17 protein-coding genes are annotated in these 24,042 nt (G+C 57.6%); 14 read left to right on the top strand and 3 right to left on the bottom strand.

Going from position 1 to position 24,042, the window contains the following annotated elements:
- Positions 1 to 69 precede the first annotated feature (69 nt).
- From C2U54_RS03155 to C2U54_RS03130, 5 genes are all read left to right on the top strand, one after another.
- A complete protein-coding gene (locus C2U54_RS03155) occupies positions 70 to 765 on the top strand; it encodes a pirin family protein (protein WP_103177343.1) in 696 nt (231 codons plus the stop codon).
- A gap of 90 nt (positions 766 to 855) precedes the next feature.
- Positions 856 to 1,851 (top strand): gluconate operon transcriptional repressor GntR, encoded by a 996-nt coding sequence (gene gntR, locus C2U54_RS03150; RefSeq protein WP_103177342.1) that lies wholly within the window; start codon positions 856 to 858, stop codon positions 1,849 to 1,851.
- Positions 1,852 to 1,977: 126 nt separating this feature from the next.
- Positions 1,978 to 2,505: a gluconokinase gene (gene gntK / locus C2U54_RS03145; RefSeq protein WP_103177341.1), complete on the top strand. Its 528-nt coding sequence runs from the start codon at positions 1,978 to 1,980 to the stop codon at positions 2,503 to 2,505.
- Positions 2,506 to 2,508: 3 nt separating this feature from the next.
- Complete coding sequence (gene gntU / locus C2U54_RS03140; protein ID WP_103177340.1) at positions 2,509 to 3,849, top strand: gluconate transporter; 1,341 nt, start codon at positions 2,509 to 2,511, stop codon at positions 3,847 to 3,849.
- Between the two features lie 1,089 nt (positions 3,850 to 4,938).
- Entirely contained in the window at positions 4,939 to 5,385 is a 447-nt protein-coding gene (locus tag C2U54_RS03130) for a hypothetical protein (protein WP_103177339.1), read from the top strand.
- A 462-nt stretch (positions 5,386 to 5,847) separates the two neighbouring features.
- Here C2U54_RS03130 and yhgN read toward each other — a convergent pair whose 3' ends face one another.
- The gene (yhgN, locus tag C2U54_RS03120) at positions 5,848 to 6,441 is read right to left on the bottom strand and encodes an NAAT family transporter YhgN (RefSeq protein WP_103177338.1); all 594 of its coding nucleotides are present in this window, start codon (positions 6,439 to 6,441) and stop codon (positions 5,848 to 5,850) included.
- A 177-nt stretch (positions 6,442 to 6,618) separates the two neighbouring features.
- Between yhgN and asd the strand changes: the two genes are divergently transcribed.
- The 6 genes from asd (at position 6,619) to glgP (ending at position 17,343) form a co-directional block, all read left to right on the top strand.
- A complete protein-coding gene (gene asd / locus C2U54_RS03115; protein WP_103177337.1) occupies positions 6,619 to 7,722 on the top strand; it encodes an aspartate-semialdehyde dehydrogenase in 1,104 nt (367 codons plus the stop codon).
- A gap of 250 nt (positions 7,723 to 7,972) precedes the next feature.
- Positions 7,973 to 10,159 carry a 1,4-alpha-glucan branching enzyme gene (gene glgB, locus C2U54_RS03110; RefSeq protein ID WP_103177336.1) on the top strand — a complete coding sequence of 729 codons (2,187 nt, stop codon included), beginning with the start codon at positions 7,973 to 7,975 and terminating at the stop codon, positions 10,157 to 10,159.
- On the top strand, positions 10,156 to 12,129 hold the full coding sequence (glgX, locus tag C2U54_RS03105; RefSeq protein ID WP_103177335.1) for a glycogen debranching protein GlgX: 1,974 nt from the start codon (positions 10,156 to 10,158) through the stop codon (positions 12,127 to 12,129). Before glgB ends, glgX begins: the two co-directional genes overlap by 4 nt.
- A gap of 18 nt (positions 12,130 to 12,147) precedes the next feature.
- Positions 12,148 to 13,443, top strand: coding sequence for a glucose-1-phosphate adenylyltransferase (gene glgC, locus C2U54_RS03100; protein WP_103177334.1), 1,296 nt, complete (start codon positions 12,148 to 12,150; stop codon positions 13,441 to 13,443).
- A complete protein-coding gene (glgA, locus tag C2U54_RS03095; RefSeq protein WP_103177333.1) occupies positions 13,443 to 14,876 on the top strand; it encodes a glycogen synthase GlgA in 1,434 nt (477 codons plus the stop codon). Before glgC ends, glgA begins: the two co-directional genes overlap by 1 nt.
- A 19-nt stretch (positions 14,877 to 14,895) precedes the next feature.
- On the top strand, positions 14,896 to 17,343 hold the full coding sequence (gene glgP / locus C2U54_RS03090; protein WP_103177332.1) for a glycogen phosphorylase: 2,448 nt from the start codon (positions 14,896 to 14,898) through the stop codon (positions 17,341 to 17,343).
- Positions 17,344 to 17,484: 141 nt separating this feature from the next.
- Here glgP and glpD read toward each other — a convergent pair whose 3' ends face one another.
- Entirely contained in the window at positions 17,485 to 18,993 is a 1,509-nt protein-coding gene (glpD, locus tag C2U54_RS03085; RefSeq protein ID WP_103177331.1) for a glycerol-3-phosphate dehydrogenase, read from the bottom strand.
- A gap of 205 nt (positions 18,994 to 19,198) precedes the next feature.
- On the opposite strand from glpD, the gene glpE reads away from it, so the two are divergent.
- Genes glpE through C2U54_RS03070 form a run of 3 tightly spaced genes read left to right on the top strand, consistent with a single transcriptional unit; the run spans position 19,199 to position 21,180 of the window.
- Positions 19,199 to 19,528, top strand: coding sequence for a thiosulfate sulfurtransferase GlpE (glpE, locus tag C2U54_RS03080; RefSeq protein WP_103177330.1), 330 nt, complete (start codon positions 19,199 to 19,201; stop codon positions 19,526 to 19,528).
- 44 nt (positions 19,529 to 19,572) lie between these two features.
- Positions 19,573 to 20,403, top strand: a complete 831-nt coding sequence (gene glpG / locus C2U54_RS03075; RefSeq protein WP_103177329.1) for a rhomboid family intramembrane serine protease GlpG — start codon at positions 19,573 to 19,575, stop codon at positions 20,401 to 20,403.
- A gap of 18 nt (positions 20,404 to 20,421) precedes the next feature.
- Positions 20,422 to 21,180: a DeoR/GlpR family transcriptional regulator gene (locus C2U54_RS03070; RefSeq protein ID WP_103177328.1), complete on the top strand. Its 759-nt coding sequence runs from the start codon at positions 20,422 to 20,424 to the stop codon at positions 21,178 to 21,180.
- 131 nt (positions 21,181 to 21,311) lie between these two features.
- Here C2U54_RS03070 and malT read toward each other — a convergent pair whose 3' ends face one another.
- Complete coding sequence (malT, locus tag C2U54_RS03065) at positions 21,312 to 24,017, bottom strand: HTH-type transcriptional regulator MalT (protein WP_103177327.1); 2,706 nt, start codon at positions 24,015 to 24,017, stop codon at positions 21,312 to 21,314.
- Positions 24,018 to 24,042 lie beyond the last annotated feature (25 nt).

Genomic DNA, 24,042 nt, shown 5'->3' with positions numbered 1-24,042 from the left:
TCACCCTCTATGATCCCAGGTCGATTGCGTCCACACTTACTCCATCGAAACGAACTGAGGGTAAAAACAATGATCTTCTTACGCAAAGCAAACGACCGTGGACACGCAAATCATGGCTGGCTGGACTCATGGCACAGCTTCTCGTTCGCCGATTATTACGACCCGAATTTTATGGGCTTCTCGGCACTGCGCGTGATCAACGATGACGTGATTGACGCAGGCCAGGGCTTCGGTACCCACCCGCACAAAGATATGGAAATCCTGACTTACGTGCTGGAAGGGGCGGTGGAGCACCAGGACAGCATGGGTAATAAAGAGCAGGTGCCAGCGGGTGAGTTCCAGATTATGAGTGCGGGTACCGGAGTGCGTCACTCTGAATACAACCCGAGCAAAACGGAAAAACTGCACCTCTATCAAATCTGGATCATTCCAGAAGCGAAAGGCATCACCCCGCGCTACGAGCAACGCCGCTTTGACGCGCAGCAGGGTAAACAGCTGGTCCTGTCACCGGATGCGCGTGAAGGTTCGCTGAAAGTGCATCAGGATATGGAGCTGTACCGTTGGGCGCTGGCGAAAGATGAGCAGTCTGTGCACCAGATTGCCGCCAACCGTAAAGTGTGGATCCAGGTGGTGAAAGGCGACGTGACCATCAACGGCACTAAAGCGACCACCAGCGACGGTCTGGCCATCTGGGATGAGCAGGCGATCTCTGTCCATGCTGACAGCGCCGCTGAAATCCTGCTGTTCGACCTGCCGCCGGTCTAAATAATTACGCAACCTTCCCTTTAAACGGGGAAGGTTGCGCTTTGTCCGTGATAAACTGAGAAAATCTCTCACTCATGATTTCTCAGGACGATGAAAAAGAAACGCCCCGTACTTCAGGATGTCGCCGATCGCGTCGGTGTGACCAAAATGACGGTCAGCCGTTTTTTACGTAACCCGGAACAGGTTTCCGTGGCCTTACGTGGCAAGATTGCTGCTGCTCTCGATGAACTGGGTTATATCCCCAACCGTGCACCCGACATTCTCTCGAATGCGACCAGCCGTGCGGTGGGCGTCCTGCTTCCCTCCTTAACCAACCAGGTTTTCGCCGAGGTGCTTCGCGGCATCGAAAGCGTCACCGACGCCTTTGGCTATCAGACCATGCTCGCCCACTACGGCTACAAGCCGGAGCTGGAAGAGGAGCGTCTCGAATCTATGCTTTCCTGGAACATTGACGGCCTGATCCTGACCGAACGCACCCACACCCCACGCACGCTGAAGATGATCGAAGTGGCGGGTATTCCGGTGGTGGAGCTGATGGACAGCCAGTCGCCGTGCCTGGATATCGCGGTCGGGTTCGATAACTTTGAAGCGGCCCGGCAGATGACGGCGGCGATCATCGCCCGCGGCCATCGCCATGTCGCCTATCTTGGCGCACGTCTGGACGAACGTACTATCATCAAACAGAAGGGGTACGAGCAGGCGATGCTCGACGCGAACTTAACGCCCTACAGTGTGATGGTAGAGCAGTCCTCTTCCTACACCTCCGGCATTGAGCTGATGCGTCAGGCGCGTCGTGAATATCCGCAGCTTGATGGCATCTTCTGTACTAACGATGACCTCGCGGTGGGCGCCGCTTTTGAATGCCAGCGTCTGGGCCTGAAAATCCCGCAGGATATGGCGATTGCCGGTTTCCACGGTCACGACATCGGCCAGGTCATGGAGCCGCGTCTGGCGAGCGTCCTGACGCCGCGTGAACGCATGGGCCGTATCGGTGCGGAACGCCTGCTGGCGCGCATTCGTGGTGAAGCGGTGTCGCCTAAAATGTTAGATTTAGGTTTCACCCTGTCACCAGGCGGATCTATTTAGCGTGACAAGTTTGAACTAGCTCACACTTATTCACTTCGCGCACGTTTGGATATTGCTTCTCTTCAGCCCCGGCAGGACAATGTTACCGATAACTGTTACCCGTAACAATCGACTGAGGGACATACTTTGAGCACCACAAATCCAGATCACCACGTTTATGTCCTGATGGGCGTTTCCGGTAGCGGTAAGTCCGCCGTTGCCAGCGAAGTGGCACATCAAATCCATGCTGCGTTTCTTGATGGTGATTTTCTCCATCCGCGCAGCAACATCAACAAAATGGCCTCAGGTGAGCCGCTGAACGACGACGATCGTAAACCATGGCTGCAGGCCCTGAACGATGCGGCGTTTGCCATGCAGCGCACCAACAAAGTCTCGCTGATCGTCTGCTCTGCGTTGAAAAAAGCCTACCGCGACCAGCTTCGCGAAGGTAACGCCAACCTCTCTTTCATCTACCTGAAGGGCGACTTTGAGGTGATCGAAAGCCGTCTGAAAGCGCGCAAAGGGCACTTCTTTAAGACCCAGATGCTGGTGACGCAGTTTGAAACCCTGCAAGAGCCGGGCGCAGATGAAAGCGATGTGCTGGTGGTCGATATCGATCAACCGTTAGACGGTGTTGTGGCAAGCACCATTGAGGTCATCAACAAAAGGCAGTAAGTTTTGAGTACGTTAACGCTTGTTTTAACAGCAGTAGGCTCCGTGCTGCTACTGCTGTTTTTGGTCATGAAGGCCCGTATGCACGCCTTCGTGGCTTTGATGGTGGTCTCTATTGGTGCAGGTCTCTTTTCCGGCATGCCGCTCGACAAAATCGCTGCGACCATGGAAAAAGGGATGGGAGGCACGCTGGGCTTCCTGGCGATTGTGGTCGCGCTTGGCGCGATGTTTGGCAAAATCCTGCATGAAACCGGCGCGGTCGATCAGATCGCCGTCAAGATGCTGAAATCTTTCGGTCACAGCCGGGCGCATTACGCCATCGGTCTGGCCGGTCTGATTTGCGCCCTGCCGCTGTTTTTTGAAGTGGCGGTAGTGCTGCTGATTAGCGTGGCGTTTTCGATGGCGCGCCACACCGGCACCAACCTTGTGAAGCTTGTTATTCCGCTGTTTGCCGGTGTCGCCGCCGCCGCCGCGTTCCTGCTGCCTGGCCCCGCGCCGATGCTGCTGGCCTCGCAGATGCACGCTGATTTTGGCTGGATGATCCTCATCGGCCTGTGCGCGGCAATCCCGGGCATGCTCATTGCCGGTCCGCTGTGGGGTAACTTTATCAGCCGTTACGTTGAGTTGCACATTCCTGACGAGATCACCGAGCCGCATCTGGGCGAAAACAAAATGCCCTCCTTCGGCTTTAGCCTTGCCCTGATCCTGCTGCCGCTGGTGCTGGTCGGGCTCAAAACCATCGCCGCGCGCTTTGTGCCGGAAGGCTCTACCGCCTACGAATGGTTTGAGTTTATCGGTCACCCGTTCACGGCGATCCTGGTGGCCTGTCTGGTGGCGATTTATGGTCTGGCAATGCGCCAGGGCATGGCAAAAGACCGCGTGATGGAGATCTGCGGTGCAGCGCTGCAGCCGGCGGGTATTATTCTGCTGGTGATCGGTGCGGGCGGCGTGTTCAAGCAGGTGCTGGTGGATTCCGGCGTTGGCCCGGCGTTAGGTGGGGCGCTTACCGGTATGGGTCTGCCGATTGCGGTGACCTGCTTCGTGCTGGCTGCGGCGGTGCGTATCATTCAGGGCTCCGCTACCGTGGCCTGTTTGACCGCCGTCGGGCTGGTGATGCCGGTGATTGAACAGCTGAACTACTCCGGCGCGCAGATGGCGGCGCTCTCTATCTGTATCGCGGGGGGATCTATTGTGGTCTCTCATGTGAACGACGCGGGATTCTGGTTGTTCGGTAAATTTACCGGGGCGACGGAAGCGCAGACGCTGAAGACCTGGACGATGATGGAAACTATCCTCGGGACGACCGGGGCGATTGTCGGGATGATTGCGTTTACGTTGTTGAGCTAGCGGCTACCGTAAACCGTAGGCCGGGTAAGGCGTAGCCGCCACCCGGCTTTTTTGTGTGTACAGGGGAACATGCGGCTCCGTTGGCGGTTCCGTTCACTTTACGTTCAATGCTTCTCTGGGGCGCCAGAACCCGTGAACGTGTCAGGGGGGCTCGCCGCCGCCCCCCTGACCACCCCGGCTCCCGGCCAGGAAAATCGCCGCTTCGCGGTGCCCTCAGCTTATTCCTTCCGGCTATCGGGTCGGGGGCGATCCTACATCCCTGTAGGTCGCCCCCTCTCGGCGCGTCCCTGCGCCTCGCCCCGGCCTCCCGTCAACGCTTCGGCGATTTTCAGCCGGACCAGGGAGCCGCTGCGGGTGTTGTGCTTACCTGGCCCTTTTCGCTGCTGGAGATTTAATTTCGGGTTATGCGGAGGGACGTAGGCCGGGTAAGGCGTAGCCGCCACCCGGCTTTTTTGTGCGTGCAGGAGAACATGCGGCTCTGTTGGCGGTTCCGTTCACTTTACGTTCAATGCTTCTCTGGGGCGCCAGAACCCGTGAACGTGTCAGGGGGGCTCGCCGCCGCCCCCCTGACCACCCCGGCTCCCGGCCAGGAAAATCGCCGCTTCGCGGTGCCCTCAGCTTATTCCTTCCGGCTATCGGGTCGGGGGCGATCCTACATCCCTGTAGGTCGCCCCCTCTCGGCGCATCCCTGCGCCTCGCCCCGGCCTCCCGTCAACGCTTCGGCGATTTTCAGCCGGAACAGGGAGCCGCTGCGGGTGTTGTGCTTATCTGACTACTTTTGCCGCTGGAGATTTAATTTCGGGTTATGCGAGCAGCCTTCCAGAGCCTCGCTTGATACACCCTCAGCAAAGCGGTATCTTCTCGCCACGCCTGCAAAATCGGGCGTCAGGGTTGGTCCCCTGTTATTCTCATCCGTGATAAAGCTCGTTTTTATCGCGCAGCCCGTTACACCTCAATGGTGGGCTGGACGGTGGCACCGCAAGGTGCGCCGGTAGCTGATGAGGCCGGTAGGACCAACTCCGTTCAGTCCATCACCAGTAAGGTTGGTCCCTTCTGTGGTGGTCAAATTAACTCATCAGAGGCTGTCTTATGACTACTACCCTTAGCTTTTCTCACTCTTTATTCACCACACCCTTCGATCACAACACGGATTTCACTGCGCTGGCGGATAACTGTGCGCGCTTTGTTGATGTACTGGCCGAGTGCGACGATCCGGCGCAAAAGATGGCGCTGTGCGGGCGGCTTTCAGCTTGTCTTGCTCTGCTTCAGCCAACCCTGCTTGAACCTGTACCCGAGCATTTAAAAGCGAGCCTGACGGTGGATGACTTGCCGCTGGACGTGCCGGTCTTTGAGCCGGAAGCAGATCAGCTTGGGCGTTACTGCCAGCTATTAACACAGCTACTTCTCAGTCAATCCCTGTCAAAAAGTGATGAAAGAGTGGCAGGAGATTTACTCCAGGAACTGGTCAGTTTTTATAGCGATACGCTAAAAGCACCGCGCTGGCTGCGCACAGATGAAGGTGTCGTGCTGCTGTAAAACGCCGGGTGGCGCTTGTGCTTACCCGGCCTACATTTCTTAACGCGATGGCCAAATTACAGGAAAGTAAAAAAGCTACAGCGGCACCCAGGTCCGGCTGAAAATCGCTGAGTCGTTTCCCGCAGGCCGGGGCGAGGCGCATGGACGCGCCGAGAGGGCATAGCCTGCATGGATGCAGGCTGGTGCCCGACCCGATAGCCGGAGGGAAAAAGACGAAGACAAAATTGCCGGGAGCAATTTTGGACAGCGCTTGCGCTGGCCCCGAAGGGGTGAGCCCCAGAGATGGGGCGAACAATCCGCGAAGCGGCGATTTTCTTGCCGGTAGCCCGGGTTGCCAGGGTGGTGGCGACTGAGCCACCCTGGCACGTTCACCGGCGCGGGTGTAACAGAGAAGTACTGGCAGTAAAGTGAACGGAACTACCACCCCCGCCGCATATTCTCACCCCATCACCCCATAAACCCTCACCCCTTCATCCACGCCCGAATCCCATCCAGGAACATCTGTGTCGCCATCATCACCAGAATCAGCCCCATCAGCCGCTCCAGCGCATTTACCCCTTTCTCCCCCAGCAGGCGCAAAAACAGCGACGACTGCAGCAGAATGATGAACGTTCCGCCCCAGGCAATCAGCAGGGCAATCACCAGATGGCTCATCTGGTTCGGATACTGATGCGACAGCAGCATCAGCGTCGCCAGGATGGTCGGCCCGGCGACCAGCGGGATCGCCAGCGGCACAATAAACGGCTCTTCACCCGCAGGCAGGCCGCTGCTGTTGCCTTCGGTGCTCGGGAAAATCATTTTGATGGCAATCAGGAACAGAATGATCCCGCCGGAAATGGAGACCGTTTCAGCGCGTAAGTTCAGGAATGCGAGAATTTTCTCGCCGGCAAACAGGAAGATAAACATCACCAGCAGAGCGATGAGCAGCTCGCGGATCATGATGGCCCGACGGCGCTTCGGCTCGGTGTGCTTCAACACCGACATGAAAATAGGCAAGTTTCCGAGTGGATCCATAATTAGGATCAATAAAACAGCTGCGGAAATGATTTCACTCATCGTAAATTATCCCTGATACTTGTATGGTTTCCCCGATGATTAGCTCTTTTTCTGATAGCCGGGCAATCATCGATTAATTTCGCTTGCGACTTTGGCAGCATTTTGTAATGTGAAGCATATCCCAGTTCAATACTGGCTTGCACAAACAGCACACACCCTCTGCAGGAAAAAAATGCTATGAAAAACGTTGGTTTTATCGGCTGGCGCGGTATGGTCGGCTCTGTACTCATGCAACGCATGGTTGAAGAGCGCGATTTCGACGCTATCCGTCCGGTCTTCTTCTCCACTTCCCAGCTCGGCCAGGCTGCACCGTCCTTTGGAGGTACCACAGGCACATTGCAGGATGCTTACGATCTGGAAGCGTTGAAGGCGCTGGATATTATTGTCACCTGCCAGGGCGGCGATTATACCAACGAAATTTATCCAAAGCTTCGTGAAAGCGGCTGGCAGGGCTACTGGATTGACGCGGCCTCTTCGCTGCGCATGAAAGACGACGCCATCATTATTCTTGACCCGGTTAACCAGGATGTCATTACCGACGGCCTGAACAAGGGCGTGAAGACCTTCGTGGGCGGCAACTGCACCGTCAGCCTGATGCTGATGTCGCTGGGTGGCCTGTTTGCTCAGGATCTGGTGGAGTGGGTCTCTGTGGCGACCTACCAGGCGGCCTCCGGCGGCGGCGCGCGCCATATGCGCGAACTGCTGACCCAGATGGGCCAACTGCACCACAGTGTTGCTGATGAGCTGGCAAACCCGGCGTCCGCTATCCTCGATATCGAACGCAGAGTGACTCAGCTGACCCGCAGCGGCGAGCTGCCGGTGGATAACTTCGGCGTACCGCTGGCCGGTGGCCTGATCCCGTGGATCGACAAACAGTTGGATAATGGCCAGACCCGCGAAGAGTGGAAAGGCCAGGCTGAGACCAACAAAATCCTGCGTACCGCTTCCGCGATCCCAGTTGATGGCCTGTGCGTGCGCATCGGTGCACTGCGCTGCCACAGCCAGGCATTCACCATTAAACTGAAAAAAGATGTGTCTATCCCAACCGTGGAAGAACTGCTCGCATCACACAATGCGTGGGCGAAAGTGGTGCCAAACGACCGCGACATCACCATGCGCGAACTGACCCCTGCGGCCGTCACCGGCACATTATCTACCCCGGTAGGCCGTCTGCGTAAACTAAATATGGGGCCGGAGTACCTCTCCGCCTTTACCGTCGGCGACCAGCTGTTGTGGGGTGCTGCCGAACCGCTGCGCAGAATGCTGCGCCAGCTCGCGTAATAAATACTTAATACTAAGGGGTGATTTATCACCCCTTTTTTTGCGTACTACATGGAGTAAACGCCAAATGGTCCATAATTTTTCAGGAGTCATATAAAGCGTTGGCTATGCTTTATGCGGGATGTCACATATTCCGCCTGGAGGTTGAACGGAACAGAGAGGATGCACAATGTGCGGTTCCGTTCAGGTCACATCAAGGTCGTACCCGGCGCGCGAAAGGGGCGGCAACTAAAAAAACAGGATGAATACCATGTCCGTTCGTATTGATAGAGACGTGATTAATGCGCTTATTACGGGTCACTTTGCGGATCCGTTTTCTGTACTTGGCATGCACCGCACTGATGCCGGCCTGGAAGTCCGGGCACTGTTACCTGACGCAACGGAAGTGTGGGTGATTGAACCTAAAACCGGCCGCAAGGTCGGGAAACTCGAATGTCTCGATTCACGCGGCTTTTTCGCTGGCGTGATGGCCCGCCGTAAAAATTTCTTCCGCTACCAGCTCGCTGTGATCTGGCATGGACAACAGAATCTGATCGACGATCCCTATCGCTTTGGTCCACTGTTGCAGGAGATGGATGCCTGGCTACTGTCTGAAGGTACGCACCTGCGTCCTTATGAAACGCTTGGCGCCCATGCCGACACCATGGATGGCGTCACCGGCACCCGTTTTACCGTCTGGGCGCCGAATGCCCAGCGCGTCTCCGTGGTGGGGCAGTTCAACTACTGGGATGGCCGTCGCCATCCGATGCGTCTGCGGCGTGAAACCGGCATCTGGGAGCTATTTATCCCCGGAGCCCTGAACGGCCAGCTCTACAAATATGAGCTGATCGATGCGCAGGGCAAGCTGCGCATCAAGGCTGATCCGTATGCCTTCGAAGCGCAGATGCGCCCGGAAACGGCGTCACTCATTTGCGGCCTGCCGGAGAAAGTCGCCCAGAGCGAAGAGCGTATTCGGGCGAACCAGTTCGATATGCCGATCTCTATTTATGAAGTCCATCTTGGCTCCTGGCGTCGTCATACCGACAACAACTTCTGGCTCAGCTACCGGGAGCTGGCCGACCAACTGATCCCCTATGTGAAGTGGATGGGCTTTACCCATCTGGAACTGCTGCCCATTAACGAGCATCCGTTTGACGGCAGCTGGGGCTACCAGCCAACCGGGATGTATGCCCCGACCCGCCGTTTCGGCACCCGCGACGACTTCCGCTATTTTATCAACGCCGCGCACGCCGCCGGGCTGAACGTGATCCTCGACTGGGTGCCAGGCCACTTCCCGTCCGATGATTTTGGCCTCGCGCAATTTGACGGCACCAGCCTGTATGAGCACAGCGACCCGCGGGAAGGCTATCACCAGGACTGGAATACCCTGATCTATAACTATGGCCGTCGGGAAGTGACCAACTACCTGGTGGGCAACGCCCTCTACTGGATCGAGCGTTTCGGCATTGATGCCCTGCGCGTGGACGCCGTCGCCTCGATGATCTACCGCGACTACAGCCGCAAAGAGGGCGAGTGGATCCCGAACGAGTTCGGGGGCCGTGAAAACCTGGAAGCGATTGAGTTTCTGCGCAGCACCAACCGCATTCTTGGCGAACAGGCGCCAGGGGCGGTCACGATGGCTGAAGAGTCCACCGACTTCCCGGGCGTCTCCCGTCCGCCGTCAATGGGCGGGCTGGGCTTCTGGTACAAGTGGAACCTGGGCTGGATGCATGACACCCTGGATTACATGAAGCTGGATCCGGTGCATCGTCAGTATCATCACGACAAACTGACCTTCGGCATGCTCTATAACGGCACCGAGAACTTTGTCCTGCCGCTCTCCCACGATGAAGTGGTGCACGGCAAAAAATCGATTCTCGACCGTATGCCAGGAGACGCGTGGCAGAAATTTGCCAATCTGCGCGCTTACTACGGCTGGATGTTCGCCTTCCCGGGGAAAAAGCTGCTGTTTATGGGCAACGAGTTCGCCCAGGGCCGCGAGTGGAACCACGATGCGAGCCTCGACTGGCATCTGCTGGAAGGGGGCGACAACTGGCACCACGGCGTTCAGCGCCTGGTGCGCGACCTCAACCATACCTACCGTCACCACAAAGCCCTGCACGAACTCGACTTTGATGATTACGGCTTTGAGTGGCTGGTGGTGGATGACCACGAGCGCTCGGTGCTGATCTTTGTCCGTCGCGACAAGGCGGGTAACGAAATTATCGTCGCCAGTAACTTCACCCCGGTGACGCGCCATCACTACCGTTTCGGCATCAATCAGCCAGGCAAATGGCGTGAAGTGCTGAATACCGACTCCATGCACTATCACGGCAGCAACGCGGGTAACGGGGGGCTGGTACAGAGCGATGAGCAGGAGAGCCACGGTCGTCCACAATCCCTGAGCATTACGTTGCCGCCGTTAGCCACTATCTGGCTGGTCCGGGAGGGGGAATGACGCAACTCGCCGCAGGTAAACCCGCTCCGCTTGGCGCATGCTATGACGGAAAAGGAGTGAATTTCACTCTCTTTTCCGCCCACGCTGATCGGGTTGAACTCTGCGTGTTTGACGGCAAAGGCATTGAACATCGGTACGATATGGTGGCGCGCAGCGGCGATATCTGGCATGGCTATCTGGAACATGCCCGCCCCGGCATGCGCTATGGCTTTCGGGTTTATGGCCCGTGGGATCCGGCAAAGGGGCTGCGCTTTAACCCGGCAAAACTGCTGCTTGACCCGCGCGCGTATCAGGTCGAAGGCACGCTGAATGATGATCCCCTGCTGCACAGCGGCAAAGATACCCCGGATCACCGTGACAGTGCGGCCGTTGCGCCAAAAAGCGTCGTGGTCAGCGATCACTACGACTGGGAAGAGGACGCCCCGCCCAACATACCGTGGGGCAAAACGGTTATCTATGAAGCCCATGTCAAAGGGCTGACCTGGCTGCACCCTGACCTCCCCGAAGATATCCGCGGCACCTACAAAGCGCTCAGCCACCCGGTGATGATTGCTTATTTTAAGCACCTCGGCATCACTGCGCTGGAATTATTGCCGGTGGCCCATTTCGCCAGCGAGCCGCGCCTGCAACGCCTCGGTCTCAGTAACTACTGGGGCTATAACCCAATGGCGATGTTCGCCCTTGAACCGCGCTATGCCTCGCATCCCGACCGGGCAAGAGATGAGTTTCGTGACGCGGTGAAGGCGCTGCACGAAGCGGGTATCGAGGTCATTCTGGATATCGTCCTCAATCACAGCGCCGAGCTGGATCTTGAGGGGCCGACGTTCTCCCTGCGCGGAATTGATAACCCTAGCTATTATTGGTTAAGAGAGGATGGTGATTATCACAACTGGACCGGTTGCGGTAACACTCTCAATCTCAGCCATCCGGCAGTGACAGACTATGCGTATGCCTGCCTGAAGTACTGGGTTGAAACCTTCCATGTCGACGGTTTTCGTTTTGATCTTGCGTCGGTGATGGGACGCACGCCGGAATTCAGCCAGCAGTCGCCGCTGTTTGAGGCGATAAAAAACTGCCCGCTGCTCTCAGGTGTGAAGCTGATTGCAGAACCCTGGGATATCGGCCCGGGCGGCTACCAGGTGGGAAATTTCCCGCCGCCGTTTGCGGAGTGGAACGATCACTATCGTGATGCGGCGCGCCGCTTCTGGTTGGCGCGCGATCTCTCTTTGGGAACATTTGCCGGACGTTTCGCCGCTTCCAGCGATCTGTTTAAACGCAACGGGCGCTTGCCTTCCGCGTCGATCAACCTGTTGACGGCGCACGACGGTTTCACCTTGCGCGACTGCGTTTGTTTCAATCAGAAACACAATGAAGCAAACGGTGAAGAGAACCGTGACGGCACCTCCAGTAACCACAGTTTTAACCATGGCGTTGAAGGGTTAAGTGGCAATCTGGATGTGATCGAGCGGCGCCGCGCCAGCGTGCATGCGCTGCTGACGACGCTTTTACTGTCACAGGGTACGCCGATGCTGCTGGCGGGCGATGAACATGGCCACAGTCAGCACGGCAACAACAATGCTTATTGCCAGGATAACGCGTTAACCTGGCTTGACTGGCAGCAGGCAAACGAGGGACTCGTCGCCTTTACTGCCGCGTTGGTCCATCTGCGTAAGCAGATCCCGGCGCTCACCGAGGATCGGTGGTGGGAAGAGGGCGACGGCAACGTTCGCTGGTTAAATAAAATGGCGCAACCGTTAGGTGCGCACGAGTGGCAGAACGGTGTGCCGCGCCTGCAAATCCTGCTTTCGGATTGCTGGCTCATCACCCTCAATGCCACAGATGAGGTCGCAGAAATTATTTTACCTGAAGGGGAGTGGCGGGCTATCCCCCCATTTGCCGGAGAGGATAATCCGGTCGTTATGACTGTCTGGCATGGGCCTGCGCACGGTGTATGTGTATTCCAGAGATGATAATAAAAGGAGTTGATCATGGTTAGGTTAGATAAGAACGACCCTCTAATGTTGGCGCGTCAGCTGCCATTGAAGTCTGTTGCCCTGATTCTTGCTGGCGGCCGCGGTACCCGATTAAAAGATTTAACGATCAAGCGCGCCAAACCCGCCGTCCACTTCGGCGGTAAATTCCGTATTATCGATTTTGCTCTGTCCAATTGCCTCAACTCAGGCATTCGCCGTATTGGCGTCATTACCCAGTATCAGTCACACACTCTGGTGCAGCACATTCAGCGCGGCTGGTCGTTCTTCAGTGAGGAGATGAACGAGTTTGTCGATCTGTTGCCTGCCCAACAGCGCGTACATGGCGAAAACTGGTACCGCGGCACCGCCGATGCGGTCACGCAGAACCTCGATATCATCCGCCGTTATAATGCCGAGTATGTGGTGATCCTTGCCGGGGACCATATCTACAAGCAGGACTACTCGCGCATGCTTATCGACCATGTCGAAAAAGGGGCGCGCTGCACCGTAGCCTGTTTGCCGGTGCCCGTTGCCGAGGCGACGGCGTTTGGCGTCATGGCGGTGGACGAAAACGACAAGGTGATCGATTTCGTAGAAAAACCGGCAAACCCACCTTCAATGCCGGGCGATGACACTAAAGCGCTTGCCAGCATGGGTATCTATGTCTTTGATGCAGATTACCTTTACCAGCTGCTGGAAGAGGACGACAAGGATGAAAAATCCAGCCACGACTTCGGCAAAGACATCATCCCGAAAATCACCAAATCTGGCATGGCCTATGCACATCCTTTCCCGCTCTCCTGCGTGCAGTCCGATCCGAATTCAGAACCGTACTGGCGCGATGTAGGAACCCTGGAGGCGTACTGGAAGGCTAACCTCGATCTGGCCTCTGTCACGCCGGAACTGGATATGTACGACCATAACTGGCCGATTCGTACTCATATGGAGTCTCTGCCGCCGGCAAAATTTGTCCAGGACCGTTCGGGCAGCCACGGCATGACCCTGAACTCGCTGGTTTCCGGCGGGTGCATTATCTCCGGCTCGGTGGTGGTGCAGTCGGTGTTGTTCCCGCGCGTGCGGGTGAACTCCTTCTGCAATATTGATTCATCAGTGCTGTTACCCGACGTCTGGGTGGGCCGCTCGTGCCGCCTGCGTCGTTGCGTTATCGACCGTGCCTGCGTGATTCCGGAAGGCATGGTAATTGGAGAAAATGCGGAAGAGGACGCGCGCCGTTTCTACCGCTCAGAAGAAGGTATCGTGCTGGTTACGCGTGAAATGCTGCGTAAACTGCAGATCAAACAGGAGCGATGATGCAGGTTTTACACGTTTGTTCTGAAATGTTCCCGTTGCTCAAAACCGGCGGGTTGGCGGATGTGATAGGGGCGTTACCGGCGGCGCAAATTGCAGGTGGGGTTGATACCCGCGTGCTGTTACCCGCTTTTCCAGATATTCGTCGCGGCGTGCCTGACGCGCAGATCGTCAGCCGCCGCGAGACCTTTGCCGGGCGCATCACATTACTGTTTGGCCATTACAACGGCGTGGGCATCTACCTGATTGACGCGCCGCATCTTTATGACCGCCCAGGGAGCCCGTACCACGACACTAACCTGTTTGCCTATACCGATAACGTGCTGCGTTTCGCGCTGCTCGGCTGGGTAGGGGCGGAGATGGCCTGTGGGCTGGATCCGTTCTGGCGTCCGGACGTGGTGCATGCCCACGACTGGCACGCCGGGTTAGCGCCAGCCTATCTGGCGGCACGCGGCCATCCGGCGAAGTCGGTCTTTACCGTGCATAACCTGGCATACCAGGGCATGTATTTCGCCAAACATATGGATGACATCGATTTGCCATGGTCATTCTTTAATATGCACGGGCTGGAGTTTAAGGGGCAGATCTCCTTCCTCAAGGCCGGGCTTTACTACGCCGATCACATTACCGCCGTCAGTCCAACCTACGCGCGGGAGATCACCGAAGCGCAGTTTGGCTATGGGATGGAGGGGCTGCTCAGTCAGCGTCATCGCGAAGGCCGACTGTCGGGCATTCTCAACGGCGTGGATGAAAAAATCTGGAGTCCGGAAACCGATCTGCTGCTGGGCGCGCGCTATAACCGCGACTCCGTGGAAGATAAGGCCGAGAACAAACGTCAGCTGCAGGTTGCCATGGGACTGAAGGTCAACGACAAGGTGCCGCTGTTTGCGGTGGTAAGCCGTCTGACCAGCCAGAAAGGACTCGATCTGGTGCTCGAGGCGCTGCCGGGTCTGCTGGAGCAGGGCGGGCAACTGGCGCTGCTAGGGGCGGGCGATCCGGTACTGCAGGAGGGCTTCCTCGCCGCCGCCGCCGAACATCCGGGACAGGTGGGTGTGCAGATTGGCTATCACGAAGCGTTTTCGCACCGCATCATGGCGGGCGCAGACGTTATTCTGGTGCCGAGCCGTTTTGAGCCCTGCGGCTTAACCCAGCTGTATGGTCTGAAGTACGGCACACTGCCACTGGTGCGGCGTACTGGCGGGCTGGCGGATACCGTATCCGACACCTCGCTGGAGAATCTGGCGGATGGGATCGCCACCGGATTTGTCTTTGAAGACAGTAATGCCTGGTCGCTGTTACGCGCGATTCGTCGTGCTTTCGTGTTGTGGTCACGTCCTTCTTTATGGCGTTTTGTTCAACGTCAGGCGATGGCCATGGATTTTAGCTGGCAAGTTGCGGCGCAGTCCTACCGCGATCTTTATCAACGCTTGATGTAACAATGCTGGAATCAGAGATATGAATGCACCCTTTTCCTATGCGTCTCCCACGGTAAGCATTGAGGCGTTAAAGCACTCCATTGCTTACAAGCTGATGTTCACCATTGGCAAAGACCCGGTCATCGCCAACAAACATGAATGGCTCAACGCCACCCTGTTTGCGGTGCGTGACCGGCTGGTTGAGCGCTGGCTGCGCTCCAACCGCGCTCAGCTCTCACAGGAGACTCGCCAGGTTTACTATCTGTCGATGGAGTTTTTGATTGGCCGCACCCTTTCCAACGCGCTGCTGTCGCTGGGTATCTATGACGACGTCAAAACCGCGCTGGAAGAGATGGGGTTAGATTTAGAAGAGCTGATTGACGAAGAGAACGACCCTGGCCTCGGCAACGGTGGTCTGGGTCGTCTGGCAGCCTGCTTCCTCGATTCGCTGGCGACCCTCGCCCTGCCAGGGCGTGGCTACGGTATCCGCTACGATTACGGCATGTTCAAACAGAACATTGTCGATGGCCGACAGAAAGAGTCTCCGGACTACTGGCTGGAGTACGGCAACCCGTGGGAGTTCAAGCGCCACAATACCCGTTATAAAGTCCGCTTCGGTGGCCGTATTCAGCAGGAAGGCAAGAAGAGCCGCTGGGTCGAGACCGAAGAGATCCTGGCCGTGGCTTACGATCAGATCATTCCCGGCTACGACACTGACGCCACCAACACGCTGCGCCTGTGGAACGCCCAGGCCAGTAGCGAGATTAACCTCGGTAAGTTCAACCAGGGCGACTACTTCGCGGCGGTGGAAGATAAAAACCACTCCGAGAACGTCTCCCGGGTGCTCTATCCGGATGATTCCACCTACTCCGGGCGCGAGCTGCGCCTGCGTCAGGAGTACTTCCTGGTCTCCGCGACCATTCAGGATATCCTGAGCCGTCACTACCAGCTGCACAAAACCTACGCCAATCTGGCGGATAAGATCGCGATTCACCTGAATGATACCCACCCGGTGTTGTCGATCCCTGAGCTGATGCGCCTGCTGATTGACGAGCATAAGTTCAGCTGGGACGAGGCGTTTGAGGTGACCTGCCAGGTCTTCTCCTACACCAACCACACGTTGATGAGCGAAGCGCTGGAAACCTGGCCGGTGGATATGCTGGGCAAAATCCTGCCGCGCCACCTGCAGATTATCTTTGAGATTAACGACTTCTTCCTGAGAACGTTGCAGGAGCAGTATCCGCACGACACCGGCCTGCTGAGCCGCACCTCGATCATTGATGAATCCAATGGCCGCCGGGTGCGCATGGCGTGGCTGGCGGTGGTGATCAGCCACAAGGTCAATGGCGTGTCTGAGCTGCACTCGAACCTGATGGTGCAGTCGCTGTTCGCAGACTTTGCGAAAATTTTCCCGATGCGTTTCTGCAACGTCACCAACGGGGTAACGCCGCGCCGCTGGCTGGCGCTGGCGAACCAGCCGCTCTCCGATGTGCTCGACGAGAACATCGGTCGCACCTGGCGGACCGATTTAAGCCAGCTGAGCGAGCTTGAGCAGCATGCTGACTTCCCGACGGTGAATAAAGCGGTGCGTGATGCCAAGCTGCTCAATAAAAAGCGGCTGGCGGTGTGGATGGCGCTGCATCTGAACGTAGTCGCTAACCCGAAAGCGCTGTTCGACGTCCAGATCAAACGTATCCACGAGTACAAGCGTCAGCTGATGAACGTGCTGCACGTGATCACCCGCTACAACCGCATCAAGGCCGACCCTGATGCGGACTGGGTGCCACGCGTGAACATTTTCGCCGGGAAAGCGGCGTCGGCCTACTACATGGCGAAGCACATTATTCATCTGATCAACGATGTGGCGAAGGTGATCAATAACGATCCGCAGATTGGCGACAAGCTGAAGGTCGTCTTCATCCCGAACTACAGCGTGAGTCTGGCCCAGCTGATCATTCCGGCCGCCGATCTCTCGGAGCAGATCTCCACCGCAGGCACCGAGGCGTCGGGCACCAGTAACATGAAGTTTGCCCTCAATGGCGCGCTGACCATCGGCACGCTGGATGGCGCCAATGTTGAGATGCTGGAGCACGTGGGTGAAGAGAACATCTTTATCTTCGGTAACACCACAGAAGAGGTGGAGGCGCTGCGTGCTAAGGGCTACTCACCGCGTGATTATTACGAGCAGGATGAAGAGCTGCGTCAGGTGCTGACCCAGATCGGCACCGGGGTATTTAACCCGGATGAGCCTGGCCGCTATCGCGACCTGGTGGATTCGCTGATTAACTTCGGTGACCACTACCAGGTGCTGGCGGACTACCGCAGCTATGTGGATTGTCAGGACCGGGTGGACGAGCTGTACCGTAAGCCGGAAGAGTGGGCCACCAAAGCGATGCACAACATCGCCAATATGGGCTACTTCTCGTCGGATCGCACCATTCAGGAGTATGCCGAGAACATCTGGCATATCAAACCGGTGCGGTTGTAAAAAAAACGCCGGGTGGCGGCTGCGCCTTACCCGGCCTACGTTCATTTGTCTTTTGTAGGCCCGGTAAGCGCCAGCGCCACCGGGCACGAAGCCCGCATGAAACCTGTAGGCCCGGTAAGCGTTAGCGCCACCGGGCATTTTTTATGATGCTAACGACAGCTCACGCTTTCCCATACGCTGCGCCAGCCACAGCGCCACGCGCGACTGTTGTTCCGCATTAAGCCACATCCCCTCTTTGGTGCGACGCCAGAGCGCATCGTCCGCGCGGCGTACCCACTCGTGGTCGGCTAAGTAGCGCAGTTCCGCCTCGTAAAACTCATGGCCAAAATGTTCGCCCAGATCGGTCAGATCCTTCGCCCCGTTCAGGATCAGCTCGCTATTGCTGCCGTAGGTGCGGGCAAAGTGGCGGGCCATGGATTCGCTGATAAACGGATAGCGACGGCGCAGTTTTGCCGCATAGTCATCGCGGTTGCCGCCGATATCACCGCCGGGCAGCACCGCGCCTTTGGTCCATGCCGGGCCGATACCCTGGTAGAAGGGGGCCAGTTTTTCCATCGCATGTTCCGCCAGCTTACGGTAGGTGGTGAGCTTGCCGCCAAACACCGACAGCAGCGGCGCTTTGCCGTGATCGTCGTGAATATCGAGCGTGTAGTCGCGAGTAATAGCCTGCGGTGAATCGGATTCGTCGTCGCACAGCGGACGTACGCCAGAGTAACTCCAGACCACATCCTCGCGCGCCAGCGTCTTTTTAAAGTGCGCGTTATAGACCTCCAGCAGATAGCTGACTTCGCTCTCGTCGATCTCAACGTTCTTCGGATCGCCTTTGTACTCCACGTCGGTGGTGCCGATGATGGAGAACTCATCCATCCACGGGATGACAAACACGATGCGCTTGTCTTCGTTTTGCAGAATATAGGCCTGCTTCTGGGTATGGACGCGCGGCACTACAATGTGACTGCCTTTGATCAGGCGGATGCCATACGGCGACGGCAGCTGCATCCCCTGGTCAAAGAACTGCTTCACCCAGGGGCCGGTTGCGTTCACCAGCCCGCGTGCCTGCCAGCTGAAGCGCTCGCCGGTATCGATATCTTCCGCTTCGACGATCCACAGCCCTTTTTCCCGGCGCGCCGAGACCGCGCGGGTGCGGGTTTTCACCTCGCCGCCTTTACGTTCAACCATTTGCGCGTTGGCCAGTACCAGGCGGGCATCGTCCACCCAGCAGTCGGAATATTCGAATCCGCGCACAATCTCAGGCTTCAGCACCGAGTCTGCGCCAAAACGCACACCGGCAGAGGCGGGCAGGCTGGTGCGTTTGCCCAGGTGATCGTACATAAACAGACCAATGCGGATCATCCATGCCGGGCGCAGATGCGGGCGGTGCGGCAGACGAAAACGCATCGGCGTGGCGATATGGGGAGCCATTTTCAGCAGCACTTCACGTTCCGCCAGGGCTTCACTCACCAGGCGGAACTCGTAGTGTTCCAGGTAACGCAGGCCACCGTGGATCAGTTTGGAGCTGGCGGAGGAGGTGGCACAGGCGAGATCCTGCGCTTCCAGCATCAGGACAGATAACCCGCGCCCGGCCGCATCAGCCGCAATGCCTGCACCGTTGATACCGCCACCTATTACAATCAGATCTTTAGTTTCCATTGTACCCTCAGCACTTTCGTTAAAGCTCAAAAATGTTCGATATCGCTCATATTAGCAAAGGAAATGGATTTTAGTAACATCAAAAAAACATTTTTGAGTGATAGAGCTAACATAATGGCGTTTACCCGCCGCCACGACGTACACTAACCGTTAAAATAGTGCGGTCCCAGGCCGCACGGCACGTGAACAGACAACAGAGAGCACCATGGAACAATTTGAATGTATTAACGTAGAAGAAGCCCATCAGAAGATGCACCAGGGCACCGCAGTGCTGGTGGATATTCGCGATCCGCAAAGTTTTGCGATGGGCCACACCCCGGGCGCATTCCATCTGACCAATGCCTCGCTCGCCGAGTTTATGCGTGACAACGATTTCGACACCCCGGTGATGGTGATGTGCTATCACGGCAACAGCAGTAAGGGGGCGGCGCAATATCTGCTGCAACAGGGCTATGACTCGGTTTACAGCGTGGACGGCGGCTTCGATGCCTGGCACCGTCATTTCCCGGCAGAAGTCGAGCACGCGGGCATTTAGGGTATATACTGTCCCCTTTTGTGTGGAATAAGCGACTGCCGCCGATGCTACTGATCACCTCTTTTAACAACCCGCGCGTCGCCCAGGCGTTTGTCGACTACATGGCGACGCAGGGTGTCATTCTTACCATTCAACAACATACGCAAACCGACGTCTGGCTGGCGGATGAGAGCCAGGCTGCCCGGGTTGAGGCAGAGCTGGCGCGTTTTCTGGAAAATCCCGGCGATGCGCGCTATCTGGCGGCGAGCTGGCAGTCCGGCCATACCGGTAGCGGCCTGCGTTATCAGCGCTTTCCTTTCCTTGCGACCGTGCGCGAACGCGCGGGGCCGTTTACCCTGGGGTTAATGGCGGCCTGCATTCTGGTCTTCATTATGATGAGCGTGGTGGGCGATCAGCAGATCATGCTGCTGCTGGCTTGGCCCTATGACGCCTCGTTAGAGTTCGAATTCTGGCGCTACTTCACCCACGCGCTGATGCACTTCTCGTTCCTGCATATCCTCTTTAACCTGCTGTGGTGGTGGTATCTCGGCGGGGCGGTGGAGAAACGGCTCGGCAGCGGCAAGCTCATCGTGCTCACCCTCATCAGCGCGCTGCTTAGCGGCTTTATTCAGCATAAATTCAGCGGCCCGTGGTTTGGCGGGCTTTCTGGCGTGGTCTACGCGCTGATGGGCTATGTCTGGCTGCGCGGCGAGCGCGATCCAGAGAGCGGTATCTACCTGCAGCGCGGGTTAATGACTTTCGCGTTAATCTGGATTATTGCCGGATGGTTTGATCTGTTTGGTATGGCGATTGCCAACGGTGCTCACGTTGCCGGGCTGGCGGTCGGGCTGGCGATGGCGTTTGCCGATACGCTCAATGCGCGAAAACGAACATAAATCTGGCAGGGAACTCCGATGAAACAAACACAACGTCATGATGCCATTATTGACCTGGTGAAAAAGCAGGGATACGTCAGTACCGAAGAGCTGGTGGAGCAGTTTGCCGTCAGCCCGCAGACCATCCGCCGCGACCTCAACGACCTGGCCGATCAGAACCGTATCCTGCGCCACCACGGCGGCGCGGCGCTGCCCTCCAGTTCGGTCAACACCCCCTGGCATGACCGCAAGGCGACGCAGACCTCGGAAAAGGAGCGTATCGCCCGTAAGGTCGCCAGTCAGATCCCCAACGGCGCGACGCTGTTTATCGACATCGGCACCACGCCGGAGGCGGTGGCGCATGCCCTGCTCGGCCATGAAAACCTGCGTATCGTGACCAACAACCTCAACGTCGCCACCACCCTGATGCAGAAAGAGGACTTTCGCATCATTCTGGCGGGCGGCGAGCTGCGCAGCCGTGACGGCGGCATTATTGGCGAGGCGACCCTCGACTTCATCTCCCAGTTCCGCCTCGACTTTGGCATTCTCGGCATCAGCGGTATCGATACGGACGGCTCGCTGCTGGAGTTTGACTACCACGAAGTGCGCACCAAACGGGCGATCATTGAGAACTCGCGCCATGTCATGCTGGTGGTGGATCACTCCAAGTTTGGCCGTAACGCGATGGTGAATATGGGCAGCATAAGTATGGTGAATGCGGTCTATACGGATGTGATGCCGCCGGAAGGGGTGTTAAAAGTGATTCGCGATCATAAGTTGCAGTTAGAACTGTGCTGAGTTTGTGCCGGGTGGCGGCTTCGCCTTACCCGGCCTACAAAACCGTAGGCCCGTGCAAGCGTAGCGTCGCCGGGCAATAAATGGCAACAAAACCGTAGACCCGCGCAAGCGCAGCGCCGCCGGGCAATGCCCTACACGCCGTACCCCATCATCTTCAACAGCTGCTGCGCATGCTGCACCGCATCCTGACGGTGGGCGACGCCCAGCTTCTGATACAGGTTACGGATATGCGTTTTAATGGTGGTGGCCGCCACCGCCAGCTCACCGGCAATCTGCTCGTTGCTGTAGCCTGAGTAAATCAGCCCCAGAACCTGCCACTCGCGCTGGGTCAGCGGACTGGTGCGGATCAGCTCCGGCACTTCCGGGTGATTCAGCAGACGCTCCACAAAGGTCTCGTCGAAGTGGGCAAACTTGTGGCGATGATGCTGGTTAATCTCACGCAGAATGCGCTGGGCACGGTGCTGATCCAGCTCCGGCAGCGTGTTGAGCTGAATCAACTGGCGCAGCTGCTGCGCCATAGTCTCGCCTTCAATCACAAAGTGGCTGATAAAGCCGGTGCGGTTCGCCAGCTGCAACGCTTCCAGCAGCACGCGTTGGGCGTCATTCTTACGGCCTGACTGCCAGTAAAGCTGGTTTTGCAGCAGCAGGTTGCGGTTGAGATCGCTCATCAGACGCAGGCTGCGGGCATTTTCGTTCAGCTCTTCCAGCACCATCTCGGCCGGTTCAAATTCGCCTAACAGGATCTGCGCCCGGGCAATGTTGCGCCACTGGCTCTGCAGGAAGTGGTTATTGGCGAACGCCGGCTTCGGCGTCTGGCGCAGCCAGTTGGCCGCCGATTTCTTGTCGCCGGTCATCTGCCAGTAGATCACCCGCACCTTATCGGCGTTCGATACCCAGTCGCTGTGGTACTGACCGTTGCCGAGCAGGTTTTCCAGGCGGTTGAGATGGTTCCGGGCGTTGTCGAGATCGCCGCGCGCCAGGGAGCACTGCACCAGCAGGCCCAGACACTGCAACTGCTGCTGCGGCTGATAGGTGGAGAGCACATTGACCCCAAGACGGGCGGTGCTTTCGGCTTCGTCCAGACGTGCCCACGCCCACAGAAGCTGGGCGCGAATGCGCAGCAGGAACTCGTGCATTGGCAGCTGTTCCAGATGCTGATCGCGGATCAGGTTGAATGCTTTTTCCTGCGTCTCCCAGGCGGCCTGCAGGAAGCCCTGGGCAAACAAAATTTCGCTCTGCTGGATCAGGCTCCACAGCGCGTAGTGCCAGACATCGTGACGGCGCGCCATCTGTTCGGTCTGCTGCATCAGCGACAGGGAGCGGGTGAGATCGCCTTTACAGTGCAGCACTTCCCCATGCACCGAGGTGGCAACGATACGGCTGTAGAAGTTCGCCAGGGGCAGCTCTTCCAGCGCGACCATCGACAGGCGCTGGGCCTCTTCCTGGTCGCCGTCATTGATCGCCACCTGCGCGCGCAGGGCGTTAAACTCGCCGTGCAGGGCGGCATCCATCTCGCCCTTCATCTCCTGCTCGGCGCGGGCCAGCAGGGTGTTTACTTCGCTGTAGCGATGCTGGCTTTGCATCAGCCAGGCCTGGAGCAGCACCAGGCGTGGATTTTCCAGCAGGCTCTCCCACGGCAGGGCGCGCAGCGACTCTTCCAGCAGGGCCAGCTCGCTGTGATTAAACAGGCTCCAGGCGTGGTTGAGCAGGATATCGCGCAGCATATGGGCATCGCCCGCTGCCAGCGCGTGATGAATCGCCTCGCTCGGGAACCCCTGCGCCATCCAGCTTTCTGCCGCGGCGCGGTGGATTTCCGGCAGTTCGGTCGCCAGCTCCCACTGACAGCGCTGGCGCAGGAAGCTGCCAAACAGCGGATGGTAGCTGAACCATTCGCCGGAGTCGTCCATACGCTGCAGGAACAACCCCTGACGCTCAATCTCTTCCAGGCGCATCTGGCCGTTGTCTTCGCCGGTGACGCGCACAATCAGGGCATCGTTCATCGAGCGCAGCAGGGAGCTTTTCAGCAGGAACTGACGGGTGGTTTGATCGACGCTGTTGAGCACTTCATCCACCAGGTAATCGGAGAGGTGGCTGGCATTGATCCCCGACAGACGACGGGCGGACTGCTGCGTCGGGCTATTGTTATGCCGCGCCGACAGCGCAATAAGCTGCAGGGCGGTCGCCCAGCCTGCTACGTCGTCGCACAGGCGGCTGCTTTCCGCCACCTCGATAGGGGATTTCAGGCGGCAGTCAAAGAACTGCTTCGCCTCCTGATGGGTAAAGGAGAGCTGCTGGCTGCCGATTTCCAGCAGCTGATCGCGCACGCGCAGGTTAGCAATGCCCAGCTGCGGCAGGTTGCGCGACAGTACCACCAGGGTCAGGTTTTCCGGCTGATGGCGCAGGAAGAAGCGCATCGACTCATGGATCACCGGGTTGGTGATCAGATGATAATCGTCAATGACCAGATAGAGCGGGCGATGCCATTCGGCCAGCTCGATAAACAGTTGGGAAAACAGTGAGGAGAGGCTGGCGTACTGCCGCTTTTGCACCATGCTTTCGCTGGTTACGCAGTGTCCGTTGGTCGCCTGCTGAATGGCGGCGATCAGATAACTGGCGAAGCGCTCCTGCTGGTTATCGCCCTCATCAAGGGAGTACCAGCCAAGATCGGTCTTGCCGGATGCCCACTGCGAAATGAGCGTGGTTTTGCCGTAGCCGGCAGGGCTCGTTACCAGCGCCAGTCGAAAATTGTTCGCGCCGGAAAGTTTCGCCAGCAAGCGTTCGCGGACCACAGTATGGTCAAGACGAACCGGGCGACTTAATTTGGACGGAATCAACATAGTTTTCACTTCACTGTGTGGAAAT

Source organism: Leclercia sp. LSNIH1 (assembly GCF_002902985.1).
GTDB lineage: Bacteria > Pseudomonadota > Gammaproteobacteria > Enterobacterales > Enterobacteriaceae > Enterobacter.
The sequence above is the reverse complement of the archived record's forward strand: the minus strand, read 5'-3'. Positions and strand labels throughout refer to the sequence as shown.

Coding starts and splice junctions, on each gene's coding strand:
- C2U54_RS03130 (WP_103177339.1), top strand. CDS start 4,939: ATGACTACTACCCTTAGCTTTTCTCACTCTTTATTCACCACACCCTTC.
- malT (WP_103177327.1), bottom strand. CDS start 24,017: ATGTTGATTCCGTCCAAATTAAGTCGCCCGGTTCGTCTTGACCATACT.
- glgP (WP_103177332.1), top strand. CDS start 14,896: ATGAATGCACCCTTTTCCTATGCGTCTCCCACGGTAAGCATTGAGGCG.
- glpG (WP_103177329.1), top strand. CDS start 19,573: ATGCTACTGATCACCTCTTTTAACAACCCGCGCGTCGCCCAGGCGTTT.
- C2U54_RS03070 (WP_103177328.1), top strand. CDS start 20,422: ATGAAACAAACACAACGTCATGATGCCATTATTGACCTGGTGAAAAAG.
- glgB (WP_103177336.1), top strand. CDS start 7,973: ATGTCCGTTCGTATTGATAGAGACGTGATTAATGCGCTTATTACGGGT.
- glpD (WP_103177331.1), bottom strand. CDS start 18,993: ATGGAAACTAAAGATCTGATTGTAATAGGTGGCGGTATCAACGGTGCA.
- yhgN (WP_103177338.1), bottom strand. CDS start 6,441: ATGAGTGAAATCATTTCCGCAGCTGTTTTATTGATCCTAATTATGGAT.
- glpE (WP_103177330.1), top strand. CDS start 19,199: ATGGAACAATTTGAATGTATTAACGTAGAAGAAGCCCATCAGAAGATG.
- glgA (WP_103177333.1), top strand. CDS start 13,443: ATGCAGGTTTTACACGTTTGTTCTGAAATGTTCCCGTTGCTCAAAACC.
- glgX (WP_103177335.1), top strand. CDS start 10,156: ATGACGCAACTCGCCGCAGGTAAACCCGCTCCGCTTGGCGCATGCTAT.
- C2U54_RS03155 (WP_103177343.1), top strand. CDS start 70: ATGATCTTCTTACGCAAAGCAAACGACCGTGGACACGCAAATCATGGC.
- asd (WP_103177337.1), top strand. CDS start 6,619: ATGAAAAACGTTGGTTTTATCGGCTGGCGCGGTATGGTCGGCTCTGTA.
- gntR (WP_103177342.1), top strand. CDS start 856: ATGAAAAAGAAACGCCCCGTACTTCAGGATGTCGCCGATCGCGTCGGT.
- glgC (WP_103177334.1), top strand. CDS start 12,148: ATGGTTAGGTTAGATAAGAACGACCCTCTAATGTTGGCGCGTCAGCTG.